Annotated in this window: 10 protein-coding genes; 5 read left to right on the top strand and 5 right to left on the bottom strand. The window is 72.2% G+C overall.

Annotated elements, in window-relative coordinates; all coding sequences use genetic code 11:
• The first annotated feature begins 301 nt into the window (after positions 1-301).
• On the top strand, positions 302-1,456 hold the full coding sequence (locus tag ACGFW5_RS23565; RefSeq protein WP_393836263.1) for a hypothetical protein: 1,155 nt from the start codon (positions 302-304) through the stop codon (positions 1,454-1,456).
• On the opposite strand, the gene ACGFW5_RS23560 is transcribed toward ACGFW5_RS23565, so the two are convergent.
• On the bottom strand, positions 1,371-1,907 hold the full coding sequence (locus ACGFW5_RS23560; RefSeq protein WP_393836262.1) for a TrmO family methyltransferase: 537 nt from the start codon (positions 1,905-1,907) through the stop codon (positions 1,371-1,373). The genes ACGFW5_RS23565 and ACGFW5_RS23560 overlap by 86 nt on opposite strands.
• A 313-nt stretch (positions 1,908-2,220) precedes the next feature.
• Between ACGFW5_RS23560 and ACGFW5_RS23555 the strand changes: the two genes are divergently transcribed.
• Complete coding sequence (locus ACGFW5_RS23555; protein WP_393836261.1) at positions 2,221-2,805, top strand: HPP family protein; 585 nt, start codon at positions 2,221-2,223, stop codon at positions 2,803-2,805.
• Positions 2,806-3,029: 224 nt separating this feature from the next.
• Here ACGFW5_RS23555 and ACGFW5_RS23550 read toward each other — a convergent pair whose 3' ends face one another.
• From ACGFW5_RS23550 to ACGFW5_RS23540, 3 genes are all read right to left on the bottom strand, one after another.
• Entirely contained in the window at positions 3,030-3,482 is a 453-nt protein-coding gene (locus tag ACGFW5_RS23550; RefSeq protein ID WP_393836260.1) for a lamin tail domain-containing protein, read from the bottom strand.
• A 547-nt stretch (positions 3,483-4,029) separates the two neighbouring features.
• Positions 4,030-4,989, bottom strand: a complete 960-nt coding sequence (locus ACGFW5_RS23545; RefSeq protein ID WP_393836259.1) for an anti-sigma factor RsbA family regulatory protein — start codon at positions 4,987-4,989, stop codon at positions 4,030-4,032.
• Positions 4,986-5,846, bottom strand: coding sequence for an MEDS domain-containing protein (locus ACGFW5_RS23540; protein WP_393836258.1), 861 nt, complete (start codon positions 5,844-5,846; stop codon positions 4,986-4,988). Before ACGFW5_RS23540 ends, ACGFW5_RS23545 begins: the two co-directional genes overlap by 4 nt.
• Positions 5,847-6,102: 256 nt before the next feature.
• On the opposite strand from ACGFW5_RS23540, the gene ACGFW5_RS23535 reads away from it, so the two are divergent.
• Positions 6,103-10,683, top strand: a complete 4,581-nt coding sequence (locus ACGFW5_RS23535; RefSeq protein ID WP_393836257.1) for a HAMP domain-containing protein — start codon at positions 6,103-6,105, stop codon at positions 10,681-10,683.
• A 59-nt stretch (positions 10,684-10,742) separates the two neighbouring features.
• Positions 10,743-13,232 carry a SpoIIE family protein phosphatase gene (locus ACGFW5_RS23530; RefSeq protein ID WP_393836256.1) on the top strand — a complete coding sequence of 830 codons (2,490 nt, stop codon included), beginning with the start codon at positions 10,743-10,745 and terminating at the stop codon, positions 13,230-13,232.
• 350 nt (positions 13,233-13,582) lie between these two features.
• On the opposite strand, the gene ACGFW5_RS23525 is transcribed toward ACGFW5_RS23530, so the two are convergent.
• Positions 13,583-14,941: a cryptochrome/photolyase family protein gene (locus ACGFW5_RS23525; protein ID WP_393836255.1), complete on the bottom strand. Its 1,359-nt coding sequence runs from the start codon at positions 14,939-14,941 to the stop codon at positions 13,583-13,585.
• 410 nt (positions 14,942-15,351) lie between these two features.
• Here ACGFW5_RS23525 and ACGFW5_RS23520 point away from each other — a divergent pair, with 410 nt between their 5' ends.
• Positions 15,352-17,205 carry a transketolase gene (locus ACGFW5_RS23520; RefSeq protein WP_393836254.1) on the top strand — a complete coding sequence of 618 codons (1,854 nt, stop codon included), beginning with the start codon at positions 15,352-15,354 and terminating at the stop codon, positions 17,203-17,205.
• The last annotated feature ends 33 nt before the right edge of the window (positions 17,206-17,238 follow it).

Raw genomic sequence — 17,238 nt, 5'->3', positions numbered from 1 at the left:
GAGGAGTGGGGGCGGCCGGGCCGCGCACGTGCCCGGAACCGGGCTGTCCCGGCCGGGGGCGGAGGGCTGATCGGCAGGCTGATCGGCACCCGGGACACGATCCCTGCATCGCGATGCATGCCATGCATGACATGCATCGCGATGCAGGGTCACCCCGGGACCTACCGCTGACCCGTGCCATCCCCCGGGCCGGCCGGGTCCGTCCGGCCGGCCCGGGGGCCTGCGCCCATGGGGTCAGCCCGTGGGCGGGAGGGGGGCTGCCCCTATGGTCCGGCCGGAACGTCGGCGCGAGGCTCGGAGCATGTCTCGTACGCCTGTGACCCACGGATTCCTGCGCACCGCGAGCGCCGCGGCGCACCTGCGGCTCTTCGTCCTGGTCGGCATCGTCACCGTCCTGGCGACCCGTGCCTTCCTCGCGCTGACCGGCTACCCGAAACTCGGGGGAGGCAAGGGCGGACTCCACATCGCCCACATGTTGTGGGGCGGGCTGCTGATGCTGGCGGGGCTCCTGGTCATGCTCGTCTTCACCGGCGTCGCGTCCCGGCGGCGTGGCGCGGTCCTCGGCGGGGTCGGCTTCGGACTCTTCATCGACGAGGTCGGCAAACTGGTCGCCGACGTCGGCTACTTCTACCGGCCCGCCGCGGGAATCATCTACCTGTCGTTCGCCGTGCTGACCGGCCTCGCGTGGTGGGTCACGCGCCGCGCGCGCAGGGACGGGGACGAGGCGCCCGGCGCGGCCCGCTCCGCAGCCGCCGCGGACACCGCTCTGCACGGCGTCCTGTGCGGACTGACCCCGCGAGAACGGGACGAGGCCCTGCGCCGCCTGCGCGGTACCGGCGCGCCGGCCACCGAGCTGGACGCGGCCCTCGCGGCCCTCATCGACGTCGTACCCGAGCGCCCCGCCCGGCGTCCCGGCCCCCACCAGGAGGCGGCACGACGCGTCCGCGCGTGGCTGGCCGCCCGCGTGTCCGGCCGGCAGGGGCTCGCCCGGATCGCCGCATGGGGCACGGTGCTTCAGGCGGCGCTGCTCCTGATCGCCGTCGCCGCCGACGGCCTCACGGGCACCCTCGCCCATGAGACACAGTGGGCCGTCATCACCGGGGCCCTGGCCTGCTCGCTCGCCTCCCTGGCCCTCTCCCTGCGCGGCACGGTCCTGCTGCGCCGCGACCGGGACCACGCCCTGCGCACGCTGCGCGCCGCGCTCCTCGTGGACCTGCTCCTCGGCCAGGCCTTCAAGTTCACGATCAACCAGTTCTCCGCGGTGGCGGGCTGGCTGATCAGCCTTGCGCTGCTGTACGTCCTGACGACGCAGGCCGGCGGCCGAGCGACGAGGCTGCGGACGGGCCGGGAGCACTCCGGCGACGGCTCGCTCAGTAGTAGCCCCGCATCAGGGTGGTCGCCCAGGTCGGCTGCCGCACCTCACCGAGCGGGCCAAACTCCTCAACCCATGGCTTGATGTCGAGGACGGGCGTTCCGGCGACCGCGTCGAGCCCCGTGACACGGAGGTCGAGTCCGTCCACCGCGACGAGCCGGCAGCGCGAGACCCCCAACCGGTTGGGGCGGCGCCTGCTGCGCTGGGCGAAGATCCCGGCCATGGCCCCGGGCTCGTGCCCCGGAATCTGGCGGGCACCGGAGTCGATGTCCCCCTCCGGTACGCGGTCGAAGAAGAAGACGACTTCCAGGTGGGAGAACTGTTCAAGACCGGCCAACGCCTCGGGGCCGAACCGGGTCCCGTCCAGGCGGAGCAGGGCCGTCTCCTCGCCCCAACCGCGCTCGCGCAGGTCGTCGCGCCCGGCGACGACCGAGGCGACGGGACGCGACTCGACCACCGGCAACGCCCGTTCCGCGCAGTCCTCTTCGAGCACGACGGCCTCCCCTTCCAGCACGACGGCCTCCCCTTCCAGCACGACGGCCTCCCCGTTCCTCGCCACGGCCGAACCGCGAGTCTGTCAGATCCGTCGGCCGGCTCCTCGGGAAATCGGAGATCGGGGACCAGGGATCGGTGGGGCTTGTGCCGCGTCCTCGCCGGTCGAAGGGGGTTCGGGCGGCGGCAAGGGGCCGGGAGACGTTCGATAATATGAGCGGTGGACTGTGTCGGCCCCACCGGGCCGCCGCAAGGTCACGTTCTCTGCCACCGCAGAACCTGCCCCGCGCAGTGTCGACCGTTCCTGCCCCTTGTCGACCTGCCCGGCACGCGCCGCCCGCTCAGAGATCATGCCCATGTCCCCACTGCCCCAGCTGTCGCGGCCCGCTCCGAGCCGCCCGTCCGAGACCGGCCCCGCTCCCGCCGTCCGCGCCGTCCCGGTGGGCAGGAGCCGGCTCATCGGCCGGGCACCGGCCCGCCCGCCCGCGGGCGCCGCGTTCCACACGATCAGCGCCGCCGCCACCGTGCTGCTGGCCCTGGTGGCCATCGGCACCCTCATCCACGAACCTGTCCTGATACCTCCGCTGGCGGCCAGTGCCGCCCTGGTGCACGGCGCGCCGACCCTGCCGCTGGCCCAGCCGCGCAATGTCATCCTCGGGCACCTGCTGGGCGCCGCCACCGGCTACGCCGTCCTCGCCACCGTCGGCAGCTCGCCCTGGGCCACCGCCCTGGCCGGCGCCGCGACGGTCGCGCTCACGCTCATCGCCCGCGCCCCGCACTCACCGGCCTGCGCCACGCCGGTCGTCGTCGTGCTCCAGCACCCGGCGCCCGAGCGCTTCGTGCCGCTTCTCGCGGGCGCCTGCGTGCTGCTCGTCCTCGGTGAGTACGCGGCCTCGCGTATCCGGCGCAACGCCCCGGAATACCCCGCGTACTGGTGGTAGGCGGGCCTGTGTGCTGACGCCGTGCGCCGCCCTGAAGTTCGGCCGTCCGCGCAGGCGCTGCCCCGACCTGTACGCGTGCCCCGACCTGTAGGCGTGGCCCGGACTGGGCGCACGGCCCGGTGCCGGACGCCCGCCATTGCGGCCATTGCGTACGCCGACGGGCCGGTGCCCGGCACCCCGTGAGGGACGCCGGGCACCGGCCCGTCATGAGTGGTGCGGCGCGATCAGCGGTGGCGCCACGACTTGGTGGCGATGGTGTGCTTGTGGTGGTCGCGCAGGATCGCGGTGTCCGCGTGGTTGTCCCAGACGTAGTCGTGCCGGTCCTGGTAGACGTCACGGCCGGTGTCGCGGCCCTTGCCGGTGTGGACGCGCACGGACTGGTGTGCGCCGAGACGCAGGTAGTGGAAGGTGTAGGGCTGGTGGGAGCGTCCGGTCAGGGTCCAGCCCTTGAGGTTCACGGTGCCGCGGCCGGTGTTGGTGACGGTGACCCACTCGGCGTTGAGGCTCCGCTGGGAGCGGTCGTCGTGCCCGGGGCTGTCGTACTGGATCGCGCCCAGAACGACGGGTGAGTGCGGAGTCGGCCTGGCCACGGCGGTGGCGGGAACGGCTGCCGCCGTGGCGAGCCCGGCGGCGGCCAGGGCGAGTGCGGCGATGCGGCTGATGGAACGAGGAGACATGTGAACCCCTAATTCGCGGCGGCCTCACCATGCGTGTGAGGACGCCGAATCGTGCGGATGCCCGGCACTGGTTCGGCCGGACGCGCACACTCTGGCCTGCGACGGTGCCCTCGGCGCGGAGAAACCCCACACGTGACCAAATGCAGAACATGACGCACCGTCAGCGACACCGGAGCGTACGCCCCGGCGCGCACGGAGCCGCTGCGCGCCCTCGGTTGACGCCCAGGAAACGGACCGCCGTGCGGCTCGGTCACCGGACGGCGGCCCAGAGAGCTACCAGGGGTCGGCGATCAGGCCTATGAGCCATACCGGGAAAAGCGCCGCGATGCCCATCCGTTCACTCGCCGTCCGCTCGGAGGGGGCACGGCGCCGACGGGCAGGGGCAGCCCCGAACCGGCCCGGACAGCCCGAACAGCCCGAAGATTCCGGGCAGCAGGCCGCCTTTGAGCCCTCGCGAACCCGCCGGATGCCCGGCCCGGATGCCCGGCCCGGATGCCCGGCCCGGATGCCCGGCCCGGATGCCCAGCCCGAAGCCCCGGGCCGGGCCTCAGGCGCCGGGCGCCCTCATGTGGAGACGCAGGGTGAGGCCCGTGTCGTGAGCGCGGATCTCCACAAGGTCGCAGAGCTGGTGGATCATCCACAGACCGCGGCCACCGTTGCTCGATGCCAGGGCGGGCCGGCGGCGCCCTGCCAGAGGGTTGGTCAGCCGGCCGCCGTCGCGGATCTCCGCCACCGCCGTACCGGAAGGAGTGCGCCACAGCCGCAGGACGCCGCGCCCACCGCCGTGGGCCACGGAGTTGGCGGCGGCCTCGTTGATGGCGATGACGAGATCGCCGCGCCGGTCGGGTTCCAGGTCCGTGCTCCGGGCCCAGGCGTCGGCCCGCTCACGGACCTCGCCCAACTGCCCGTCCGCGTACTCCAGGTACGCCTCGACCCCGGCCGGCTCCGGCAACGGCAGGTCGCAGTCGGCGCACACGACGTCGGCCGAGGTGTACGCGGAACTGGACCGGTCGCGCCCGTCCTCGATCACGGTGGGGTGCGTGCGCAGTGCGTCGGAGATCACCGACGAGGGCAGCGCGCTCGTGTCGTACGGGCACAGGATGGTGGCCCCGCGACCGGAGAACGCGGTGTTGATCAGAGCCTCGTGGCGGGTCGCCTCCATGGTCTCCGCCGTCGAGCGGCCCGCCCAGATCGGCTCGCCGATGATCCGGGGGGCGCGCCCCGGGTGCCGGTCGGCGAAGCCCTGGAGCGCGGCGAGAATGCGGCCGGGATTACGGCCCAGCTCGGTCATGTCCGCGCAGGAGACGGCGGCCGCGTCCGCGCCGAGGTGCTGGCGCAGCGCGTCGAGGCGCGGCCCGGGCACGGCGACGAACACCGGCTCATCGGCTGCGAGGGCGCCCCGGACGAATCCGGCCGTCTCGCGCACGTACTCGTCCAGATCCCGGTAGAAGAGGGCGGGGTGGATGAAGGCCCCCGCGTCCGGCGTCGAGGCGACGGTGTCGGTCATGCGGGCACCTCCAACGCGGCGCACTCGTCCGGGAACAGTTGCATCACCCTGCGCAGCGAGTACGGCGGGTTGTGGAGCAGCAGGCGTCGCCCCTGGAGGCGCAGATGGTCCGTCGCCGTCAGGAGGGCGGCCACGGACCCCGTGTCGAGGAACGTCGTACGGGACAGGTCGAGTCGCACCGTCGGGCCGGGAATGCCGCTCACCGCCGCCAGTGCCGCAATCAGGGCGGACCGGCTGTCGTGATCGGCGCTTCCGGTGAGACGGGCGCCGGCCTGATCGCGCAGCGCCGTGACCGTGAACGGGAGGCCCTGGCCCTCGCCGGGCGCGGGGGAGAGGTGCGCGCCGCGCAGAAGCCCCAGCGTCGGCTCCGGCACGACCCGGCGGTCGGCCGTGCACAGTCCCGTCACGGGCAGCGTCGCGTAGACCTCGCGCTCCAGGCGCAGCTCGTACTCCAGCAACCGCTCCGCGCCCGGAACCTCCCGCGCGCACCACGTCCTGTCTTCGACGAGCGCCAGACCCGGCAGTCCGTCCTCCAGTGCCTCGGCGCACGCCGAGCGCAGCAGCGGGATGACCCGGTCCGGGTCGAAGGGAAGGCGGGGGCGCGGGAACTCCTGCGAGGACACCACGCTCAGCCGGCCACTGTCCTGCGCCGCGCTCACGTCGACGCCGCCGCGCCGCAGGGCGTCCAGGGCCGCGCCCGGCGCCGTGTCGACGGCGCACAGGACACGCCGGCCGCTGTGCAGACCGGCCCGTACGGCACCCACCACCGCGGCGGCGCACTCGGCGTCGTCGTCGTAGGAGAAGAAGGAGTGCTCGCCGTCGGGGGCCCGCGTCTCGGGGCCGTCGGATGTGAACACGCGGCTCCCCCTTCGTGGCGCCGGAACGGACGATGAACGCGTATGAGCGTACCGGTCGGGCCCGTTGGCGCCCAGCGGCGGCCTGGTCACGACAGTTCCGTCGGCCGGTCCCGAGTGGTCCAAGCAGTGGGATAACCTCCTCGGCGGTGCGTGTACGTGCGGTGGGGATCTCGTGACGGTCCCTGCGCATCGGGCCCACCGACTGGACGGGAGTGACGGGTCGTGGGCCCGGCGTACGTGACGGAGGCGATGTTCGATGTCTGGCTCGACGAAATCCAGCATTGCTCAGCAGCGAACATCTTCGGAGGCCGCTGCCACACAGGTCGGTGAACCAGAACTGCGTCAGCTCCTCGCGGGTCTGACCGCGGTGCGCGACGGCGATTTCGGTACGCGGCTGCCCGGCGAGGCCGACGGTCTGCTCGGTGAGATCGCCACCGTCTTCAACGGGATGGTCGATCAGCTCTCGCTGTTCACCTCCGAGGTGACCCGGGTCGCGCGGGAGGTCGGCACCGACGGGCGTCTGGGCGGCCAGGCGGATGTGCCCGGAGTCTCCGGTACGTGGAAGGACCTGACCGACTCGGTCAACGCGATGGCGGGCAACCTGACGAGTCAGGTCCGTGACATCGCGCAGGTCGCCACCGCGGTGGCGAAGGGTGACCTGTCGCAGAAGATCGACGTCGCGGCCCGCGGCGAGATCCTTGAGCTGAAGAACACCGTCAACACGATGGTCGACCAGCTTTCCGCCTTCGCCGACGAAGTCACCCGCGTCGCCCGCGAGGTGGGCAGTGAGGGCCGGCTGGGCGGCCAGGCCCAGGTGCCCGGCGTCGGAGGCACCTGGCGTGATCTGACCGACTCGGTCAACTTCATGGCGGGCAACCTGACGGACCAGGTCCGCAACATCGCCCAGGTGACCACCGCGGTCGCCAAGGGCGATCTCTCGCAGAAGATCACCGTGGACGCCCGCGGCGAGATCCTTGAGCTGAAGAACACCGTCAACACCATGGTCGACCAGCTCTCCGCCTTCGCCGACGAAGTCACCCGCATGGCACGCGAGGTCGGCACCGAGGGCATCCTCGGCGGGCAGGCGGATGTGAAGGGTGTCTCGGGCACCTGGCGTGATCTGACCGACTCGGTCAACTTCATGGCGGGCAACCTGACCGCCCAGGTTCGTTCCATCGCGCAGGTGGCCACGGCCGTGGCGAAGGGCGACCTGTCGCAGAAGATCACCGTCACCGCGCGCGGCGAGGTGCTGGAGCTGAAGGACACCATCAACACGATGGTCGACCAGCTCTCCTCCTTCGCCGGAGAGGTGACCCGGGTGGCGCGCGAGGTCGGCACCGAGGGGCGGCTCGGCGGACAGGCCGACGTCCGTGACGTGTCGGGCACCTGGCGCGACCTCACCGAGTCGGTCAACGTCATGGCCGACAACCTCACCGCCCAGGTCCGTTCCATCGCCGAGGTGACCACCGCGGTCGCCAAGGGCGATCTCTCGCAGAAGATCCGCGTGGATGCCCGCGGCGAGATCCTGGAACTCAAGGAGACCATCAACACGATGGTCGACCAGCTCGGCGCGTTCGCCGACGAGGTCACCCGCGTGGCGCGCGAGGTCGGCACCGAGGGCAACCTCGGCGGGCAGGCCACCGTGCGGGGCGTCTCGGGCACCTGGAAGGACCTCACCGACAACGTCAACGTCATGGCGTCCAACCTGACCGGGCAGGTCCGCTCGATCGCCCAGGTCGCCACCGCCGTAGCCAAGGGCGACCTGTCGCAGAAGATCAACGTCGAGGCCAAGGGCGAGGTCGCCGCGCTTGCCGGTGTCATCAACACGATGGTCGACACCCTGTCCGCGTTCGCGGACGAGGTCACCCGGGTGGCTCGCGAAGTGGGCACCGAGGGCACGCTGGGCGGCCAGGCGCGCGTACCCAACGTGGCCGGGACGTGGAAGGACCTCACCGACAACGTCAACTTCATGGCCCACAACCTGACCAGCCAGGTCCGCAACATCGCCCAGGTCACCACGGCGGTGGCGCAGGGCGACCTCACCCGCAAGATCGACGTGGACGCCCGGGGCGAGATCCTGGAGCTCAAGACGACCATCAACACGATGGTCGACCAGCTCTCCTCGTTCGCCGCCGAGGTCACCCGCGTCGCCCGCGAGGTCGGCAGCGAGGGACGCCTCGGCGGCCAGGCCGAGGTCGAAGGCGTCTCCGGCACCTGGAAGCGGCTCACCGAGAACGTCAACGAACTGGCCGGGAACCTGACCCGTCAGGTCCGTGCCATCGCCGAGGTCACCGGAGCCGTCGCCGAGGGCGACCTGACCCGGTCGATCACCGTCGACGCGTCCGGCGAGGTCGCCGACCTCAAGGACAACATCAACTTCATGGTGGAGTCCCTGCGCGAGACCACCCGGGCCAACGAGGAACAGGACTGGCTGAAGTCCAACCTGGCGCGGATCTCGGGCCTGATGCAGGGCAGGCGGGACCTCGCGGTCGTCGCCGAACTCATCATGGACGAACTCACCCCCCTCGTGTCCGCCCAGTACGGTGCCTTCTACCTCGCGGAGGAGTCGAGCGACGAGGTGTACCTCCACCTGGTCGGCTCCTACGCGCGCCCCGACACCAAGCTCGGAAGCCGCTTCAGGCTCGGCGAGTCCTTCGTCGGCCAGGCGGCCCGCAGCAAACGCACCATCGCCGTCGACGACCTCCCGCCCGGCTACGTGACCGTCTCGTCGGGCCTCGGAAGCACCGAGCCCATCTGCCTGATGGTGCTGCCCATCGTGGTCGAGGAGCAGGTGCTCGGCGTCATCGAACTCGCGGCCGTGCACGCCTTCACCCCGATCCACCGGGACTTCCTGGAACAGCTCATGGAAGCGATCGGCGTCAACGTCAACACCATCACCGCCAACGCCCGCACCGACGAACTGCTCGGCGAGTCGCAGCGCCTCACCGCGGAACTCCAGGTGCGCTCCCAGGAGTTGCAGTCGCGTCAGGAGGAACTGCAGTCCTCCAACGCCGAGTTGGAGGAGAAGGCCGAACTTCTCGTCGCGCAGAACCGGGACATCGAGACCAAGAACCTGGAGATCGAGCGGGCCCGTCAGGAACTGGAGGACCGCGCGCACCAGCTCTCGCTGGCCTCCAAGTACAAGTCCGAGTTCCTGGCCAACATGAGCCACGAACTGCGCACCCCGCTCAACAGCCTCCTCATCCTGGCCCAGCTGCTCGCCCAGAACCCCGGCCGCAACCTCACCGCCAAGCAGGTCGAGTACGCCGGCATCATCCACTCGGCGGGCTCCGACCTGCTCCAGCTCATCAACGACATCCTCGACCTGTCCAAGGTCGAGGCGGGCAAGATGGACGTCAGTCCCGAGCGGATCTCGCTGCGCAAGCTCCTGGACTACATCGACGTCACCTTCCGGCCGGTGACGAGCCAGAAGGGCCTCACGTTCACCGTGAAGACCCCGGTGACGCTGCCCGGCGAACTGCTCACCGACGACTACCGGCTGCGCCAGGTGCTGCGCAACCTGCTCTCCAACGCCGTCAAGTTCACCGAGAAGGGCGGCGTCGAGCTGCGGATCGAGGTCCTGGCGGAGCAGCTGGCCCCCGAGGCCGCCCGGCGCGGCGGCCCGGTGATCGCCTTCCATGTGGTGGACACCGGGATCGGCATCGCGCCGCAGCACCTGGAAACCGTGTTCGGTGCCTTCCAGCAGGCCGACGGGACCACGAGCCGCAAGTACGGCGGCACCGGGCTCGGCCTGTCGATCAGCCGCGAGATCGCCTTCCTCCTGGGCGGCGCGATCACCGCCGAGAGCACCCTGGGGCAAGGAAGCACCTTCACCCTCTACCTGCCGGTCGCCCGGCCCGACTACGCCGAGCTCAACATGCAGACGGGCCGCCCCGCGCTGCCGGCGGCCGAGCCGCAGGAGGAGGTCGCCGACGAGCCCGACCCGCGGCACTCGGCCACCCCGGCACCCGAGCCCGTGCAGTCCAAGCGACTGCTCGTCGTCGAGGAGCGCTCGCGCGGCCTGCTGTCCCTGGTCGCCGAGAGCGCCGTCGGCGATTTGGCGGCCCACCCCGACCTCGGTGACCCGCGCGGCCCGGTGGAGATCACCGCGGCCGTCGGCGTCCACGAGGCCGCCGAAGCGCTGGCCGCCACGCCCTGCCACTGCGTGGTCCTTGAGCTGGATCTGCCGGACGACGCGGCGCTGCGGTTCCTTGAGGACATGGCGCGCGACGCGGCGCTGCGCGGTGTCCCCGTCCTGGCCCACAACAACCGGCGCCTGGGCACGGACCAGGAGCGGGTGCTCCAACAGCGCGCGGCCACACAGCCGTTGGAACTCATCTCCAGCCTCGACGAGCTGCGCGAGCGCATCGCCCTGCACCTGAGCGCGGACCAGCCGGGCGACGTACTCCCGCTGGTCCGGGCCGACGAACCGGTCGTGGTCAGCCAGCACGCCGACAAGTCGCTCGCCGGACGCACCGTGCTCGTCGTCGACGACGACGACCGCAACCTGTACGCCATCACCGGCATCCTCGAAGTGCACGGCATGACGGTGCTTCAGGCGGAGAACGGCAGGATCGCCCTCGACACGCTGGCCGCGCATCCCGCGATCGATCTGATCCTGATGGACGTGATGATGCCGGAGATGGACGGGTACGCGGCCACCGCCGCCATCCGCTCCATGCCCGCCCACGTCGAGCTGCCGATCATCGCCGTGACCGCCAAGGCCATGATCGGCGACCGGGAGAAGAGCCTGGCCTCCGGAGCGAGCGACTACGTCACCAAGCCCGTGGACGCGGGTGAGCTGATCGCGCGGATCAAACGGCAGTTGAACGCCTGACGGCCCCTGCCCCGATCCGCCACCGACCGTCCACCTCCCCACTCCGAAGGAGCGAGCTTGTGTCCAAGTCCCACCAGACCGGGGACGAGCACAGCGGCGACCGGCAGCTCACGCCCGGCCTGCCGCTGCCGGCCCAGCCGGCGCTCTCCCGCGCCCTGCCCCGCCAGAGCGATGCCGAACCCGGCTCGGAACCGGCACCTGCCCCGGCCGGGGAGGGCAGCGCCGTGGGGCGGCTCGCGGACACCGTCCAGCGGCTCCAGCACGAACTCCAGCGCGCCCAGGCCGAGGCGGAGGGGCGTGCGCTGCTCGATCTCGCGAGCGGCATCCTGGTCGAGCGCCTGACGTGCAGCCCGGTCGAGGCGGCGGCCCAGCTGGACAGCCTGGCGGCCCAGGCCGGCGTCTCCACCCTCGAACTCGCGGCGGACCTCGTCAATCAGGCGACCCGCGACAAGATCGCCGATGTCGCCCGTGACTTCATCGCCGAAGCCGTCCAGCCGGCCAGCGCGTCGGTGGGGCTGCGGCTGCGCAGCGCCGAGGCAGGCGCGCTCGCGGCCGGGGACGCGCAAGCCGTGGCGCAGTCCATCCTCCAGCACGCCCTGGAACCGCTGGGCGCCGTCGCCGTCGCCATCTGGGCCGCCCACGCCGACCAGTCCCTGACGCTGGCAGGCAGCGCCGGATTCTCCGAGGAGGAACCGGCGCGCTGGCGCCATGTGCCGCCCGGCGTCCCCACCCCGGCCCGGCGCGCCCTCGACGACCGGGCCACCGTGACCTACGACGCGCTGGCCGACGCCGCCCTTCCGTCCATCGGGCTGCGGGAGCTGAGCGGGGGGCGCATGGCGGTCCCGGCCGGCACCGGAGGCCGGATCATCGGCGTCCTGGAGATCTGCTGGGCCGACCGCCTGCCCGGGCAGTCCCAGTCCACCGAACGTCAGGTGCAGGTCCTCGCCGAGCTGTGCGCGATCGCCCTGGAGAGCCACCCCGTCCCCGACCCGGACCCCCAGGCGAAGCAGCCCGCGGACCCCAGAGTGGGCGAACTCCTCGACCTCACCGACGGACTCCACGACCCGTGCCTGGTCCTCGAACCCCTCCTGGACGTGGCGGACACCCCGGCCGACTTCCTGATCCGGCACGTCAATCCGAGCTTCGTCGACTTCGCGGGCCGGTCGCGGAACGTGATCGCCGGAGCCCGGCTGCTCGACGCGTACCCGCTGGCCGCCGAACGCGGAGGGCTCTTCGAAAAGGTGGAGCACGTCCTCGCCACGGGCGAGCCGTTCCGCGCCCAGAGCATGCGGCTCGCCGCTGTCGTCGACACCGTCTCGCTGACCACACAGGCCCAGGTCAGCATCAGCCGCCAGGGCACCCACGTCCTGGTGGTGCTGCGCCTTGACGACGGCGCCCCCAGGGTGGCGAGTCTGCTCCAGCACGCCCAACGCCTCGGTCGCATCGGCGGGTTCGAGGAGAACCTGCTCTCCGGTGAGATCGCGTGGAACGATTCCCTCTTCGAACTGCACGGGCTGCCCCCCACCGCCGAGCCGATCCCGCTCGAACAGCTCGCCGCGCACGTCCATCCCGACGACACCCATTCCATCGGCCGGTTCCTGCGCGCCCTCCTGTACCACCAGCGCCCGGCGTCCGCCGCGTTCCGGTTGCAGCGCGCGGACAGCGTGGCCCGGCACATCCGGGTCGTCGCCGAACCCGTACTCGACGACAACGCACGTGTCGTCGCGGTGCGCGGCGCCTACCAGGACGTATCGGCCCAGCACTGGACCGAGGTCGCCCTCGCGGCCACCCGGGACCAGCTCGCCCAGAGCCAGCAGGAGACGGCCGAACGCAACCGGCTCGCCCTCCAGTTGCAGCAGGCCATCATGCCGCCCGACAACGGGCCTGTGGACCTGCACAACCTGAGCGTGGCCGTCCGGTACCGGCCCGCCGAGAAGGACCACCTCGTCGGCGGCGACTGGTACGACGCCGTGGCGCTGCCCTCCGGCCAGGTACTCCTGTGCGTGGGCGACGTGGCCGGGCACGGCATCGAGGCGGCCACCGGCATGGTGGCTCTGCGCAATGCCCTGCGCGGCCTCGCCACCACCGGCGCGGGCCCGGCCCAGCTCCTGACGTGGCTCAACTCCGTCACCCACCACCTCACCGAGAACGTCACGGCGACCGCGGTGTGCGGGCTGTACGATCCCGCCTCCCGCCAACTGCGCTGGGCCCGGGCGGGCCACCTGCCGCCCGTCCTCGTACGGGACGGAAAGGCGGGCGCGCTGCCCCAGATCGGCGGGATCCTGCTCGGCGCCACCGGCCAGGCCCGGTACGAGGAGGGGCGGACCCAGCTGGAGACCGGTGACACCCTGATGATGTACACCGACGGCCTGATCGAGCGCCGCGACCGTTCGGTGCAGGACTCGCTGGACAATCTGCTCCATGTGGCCCAGTCCGCACGCCAGTTGGGCCCGGGGAGCCGGCTGGAGCACCAGCTCGACCACCTGCTGCGGTACACGAACGCGGACACGGACGACGACACGTGCCTCATCGGAGTCACGGTGCGCTAGGGGGCGGCGGGGTGTCTGGCGGAGCCACGGCGCGCTCCAGTGGCACGCAGGCGCGGCAGGGGCACACAGGAGCTGACACTCCGGACGGCGGGCCCCCGGACGCCGGTCCGCCGTGCTCCGAGCCGCCGTGGTCCGGCCGAGCCGCCGTACTCCGGCTCGCCGTACTCCGGCCGGGCCGCCCGTCGGCCGCCGCCGGACATGGGGCGGCCCCGCGCATCCGAGGGGGGAGAGGATGGCGGGGCCGCAAGCCCGGGTCAGGCCGGGGGGACACGTGACCCTGAGGGGGCTTGCCTTCCGGGTGCCCGCGTCCCGTCCGCCCATGCGTGTGACGCGCGCTACATCCGTCAGGGTCACGCTCCCCGTGCCTGCTCGAAGCGTGCGCGTCCCTCGGCGAGGTCCACGATCGGCTCGGGATAGTCCAGACGCGCACGGTCCGCCGGCTCCATTTTCCAGGGCTCGTGGATGAACTTGCGCTCCACGCCCGCGAGTTCGGGCACCCAGCGGGTCACATAGGCGCCCTGTGGGTCGAAGCGCCTGCCCTGGGCCACCGGGTTGAGGACCCGGTTGGGCCGGGTGTCGGTGCCGGTCCCCGCCACCCACTGCCAGTTGAGCTGGTTGTTGGCGAGGTCCCCGTCGACCAGCAGCTCAAGGAAGTGACGGGCGCCGATCCGCCAGTCCGTGTAGAGGGTCTTGGTGAGGAAGCTCGCCACCAGCATCCGGCCCCGGTTGTGCATCCACCCCTCATGGGCGAGCTGGCGCATCGCCGCGTCCACCAGGGGATAGCCGGTGCGTCCCTGCCGCCACGCGGTGACCTCCCGCTCGTCGGTGCGCCACCGGTCGCCGCGGGGCCGGTAGTCCTCGTGCGCCGCTCGCGGCCGGGCCGCGAGCACCTGGTGGTGGAAGTCCCGCCAGGCCAGCTGCCGGACGAACGCCTGCGCCCCGGTGGAACCCTCGCGCCGTGCCAGATGGACGAGTTCGGCCGCGGACAGGGCGCCGAAGTGCAGGAAGGGGGACAGACGTGACGTGGCGTCGCCCGCCAGGTCGTCGTGCCCGTCCTCGTACGCGGCGACCTCGTCGGACAGCCACTGCCGAAGCCGCTGCCTGCCCGCCGTCTCGCCGCCCCGCATGACACCGGGCGACACGTCGTCCGGCCCCGGGCGCCGCGGCAGCGTGCCGGGCGCGACCTCGGGGACGGAGATCGTGCGCGGCGTGGCCGCCACCTCACGCACCCCCGCCGCGGTCCAGCGCCTCAAATACGGCGTGAACACCGTGTAGTGGTCGCTGCCCGCCGGAGTCACGGCGCCCGGCGCCAGCGCCGTCACCACCGCGTCGTGCACCGAAAGAGCGCAGCCGATCCCATCGAGCGCGGCGCGCAGCCGCTCCTCGCGCCGCGCGGCGTACCGGCTCACACCGCCCGCCAGGTGCACCCGCTCGGCCCCCACCGAGGTCACGAGGGCGCAGACCTCCGCCACGACATCACCGGTGCGCACCACCAGGTGCCCGCCGCGCCGGCGCAGACCGGCGTCCAGATCGGCCAGGCAGTCCGCGAGGAACGCCCGGCGGTTGGGCGCGTCGAACCCGGCCGCCCGCACCCCGTCGTCGTCCACGAACAGCGGGACCACCTGATCGGCTTCGCGCACCGCGGCGGACAGCACCGGGTTGTCGTGCAACCGCAGGTCGGAGGTGAACAGGACTACGGACACCGTCACGGGGTCGGCTCCTCGGCTCGGTCGGGGCGGGATGCGGTGCGCCCGAAGGCGGGGGCGGCGCCACGGAAATCCCCCGGCGGCCCTGGCTGGCTCGATCCTCCTGGACGCCGGCCGTCCCGCGTGTCATTGGGCGCGGGCGTGGCGAGGGATGGGGGCAGTCTTCGGGAAAGGGATCCGGTTGGCGCCGCTATGTGGCCGTTTCGGCTCGTCGTACGGGGATACCCGGCGCCACGATGGCCTTGGGCGTGCGGGGCCGCAGCACGCGCGCCAGGAACGTCGGGCTGCCGTCCCCGCTCCGGGCCACGGCCGTCCCTACCGCAACCCACCCACCGCAACCCACCCACCGCAACCCGCCCACCGCAACCCACCCCGCCGGTCCGCCTGCCGGGCCGTCGAACGCAAGGAGTGACATGCAACGCGAAGCCGCGCTGGAACTCGCCGACCTGGGCCAGCAGCTGAGGGTGGACGCCGTGCGCGCGGCCGCCGCGGCGAAGTCCGGCCACCCCACGTCCTCCATGTCCGCGGCCGATCTCGCGGCAGTTCTGCTCGCCCAGCACCTGCGCTACGACTTCGACACACCCGACCACCCGGGGAACGACAGGTTCATCCTCTCCAAGGGGCACGCCTCCCCGCTCCTGTACGCGATGTACCGCGCGGCCGGTGTGATCGACGACGAGCAGCTGCTCTCGTTCCGCAGCCGCGACAGCCTCTTCGAGGGCCACCCCACGCCCCGGCTTCCCTGGGTCGATGTGGCGACCGGCTCCCTCGGCCAGGGACTGCCGGTCGGCGTCGGCATGGCGCTGGCGGGCAAGCGGCTCGAACACGCGCCGTACCGGGTGTGGGTGCTGTCCGGCGACAGCGAGATGGCCGAGGGCTCGGTCTGGGAGGCCGCCGAGCACGCGGCGTACGAGAACCTGGACAACCTCACGCTGATCATCGACGTCAACCGGCTCGGCCAGCGCGGGCCCACCCGCCACGGCTGGGACCTCGACGCCTACGCCCGCCGCCTTCAGGCCTTCGGCTGGCACACGATCGAGATCGACGGACACGACATCGACGCGGTGGACGCGGCGTTCGCCGAGGCGGCGTCCACCACCTCGCAGCCCACCGCCGTCATCGCCCACACCCTCAAGGGACGGGGCGTCGCGGAGGTCGAGGACCGCGAGGGCCACCACGGAAAGCCGCTGCCGGACGCGGACGCCGCGATCGAGGAACTGGGCGGCCCCCGGTTCGTCCGCGTCGAGGTGTCCCCGCCGCCCAAGGCCCCCGCCCGACGGCGCCCGGACATCGGGCACCTGGACCTGCCGCGCTTCGAGGTCGGCGACTCGGTGGCCACGCGCGACGCCTTCGGTCAGGCGCTGGCCGCACTCGGCTCGGCCCGCGAGGACGTGGTGGCGCTCGACGGCGAGGTCGGCGACTCCACCCGTACGGAGCTCTTCGGCAAGGCGCACCCCGAGCGCTACTTCGAGTGCTACATCGCCGAACAACAGCTCGTCGCGGCCGCGGTGGGCATGCAGGCCCGGGGGTATGTCCCCTACGCATCGTCGTTCGCCGCCTTCTTGACCCGCGCCCACGACTTCGTACGGATGGCGGCCGTCAGCCAGGCCGGCATCAACCTCGTCGGCTCGCACGCCGGTGTCTCCATCGGCCAGGACGGCCCGTCGCAGATGGGCCTTGAGGACCTGGCCATGTTCCGCTCGGTGCACGGCAGCACGGTGCTCTACCCGTGCGACGCCAACCAGACGGTCCAGCTGGTCGCCGCGATGGCCGACCTGCCCGGGGTGCGCTACCTGCGCACCAGCCGGGGCGACGCCCCCGTCATCTATGGCCCCGACGAGCAGTTCGCCCCCGGCGGATCCAAGGTCCTGCGCTCGGGCGAGCACGACCGGGTGACGATCGTGGCGGCGGGCGTCACGGTCCAGGAGGCGCTGCGCGCCGGCGACCTCCTGGACCGGGAGGGCATCGACGTACGGATCATCGACCTGTACTCGGTGAAGCCCGTCGACACCCGGACCCTCCAGGAAGCCGCGCAGGCGACCGGCTGCCTCGTCACGGTGGAGGACCACCATGTGCAGGGCGGGATCGGCGACGCGGTGGCCGAGGCCTTCGCGGACGGCCGCCCGGTGCCCCGCCTGGTACGGCTCGGCGTGCAGAACATGCCCTCATCGGCGAGCCCCGAGGAGCAGTTGCACCTGGCGGGCATCGACGCCGAGTCGATCGCGGCGGCGGTACGGCTGCTCGTGGAGCGCGTCGTCGTCCCCTGACCGGAGCGACCCGCGCAACACCGACGGCGCGCC

Source organism: Streptomyces sp. NPDC048416 (assembly GCF_043200435.1).
Lineage (GTDB): Bacteria > Actinomycetota > Actinomycetes > Streptomycetales > Streptomycetaceae > Streptomyces.
Note: the sequence above shows the minus strand (reverse complement) of the source record. Positions and strands in the feature narration are given on the sequence as shown.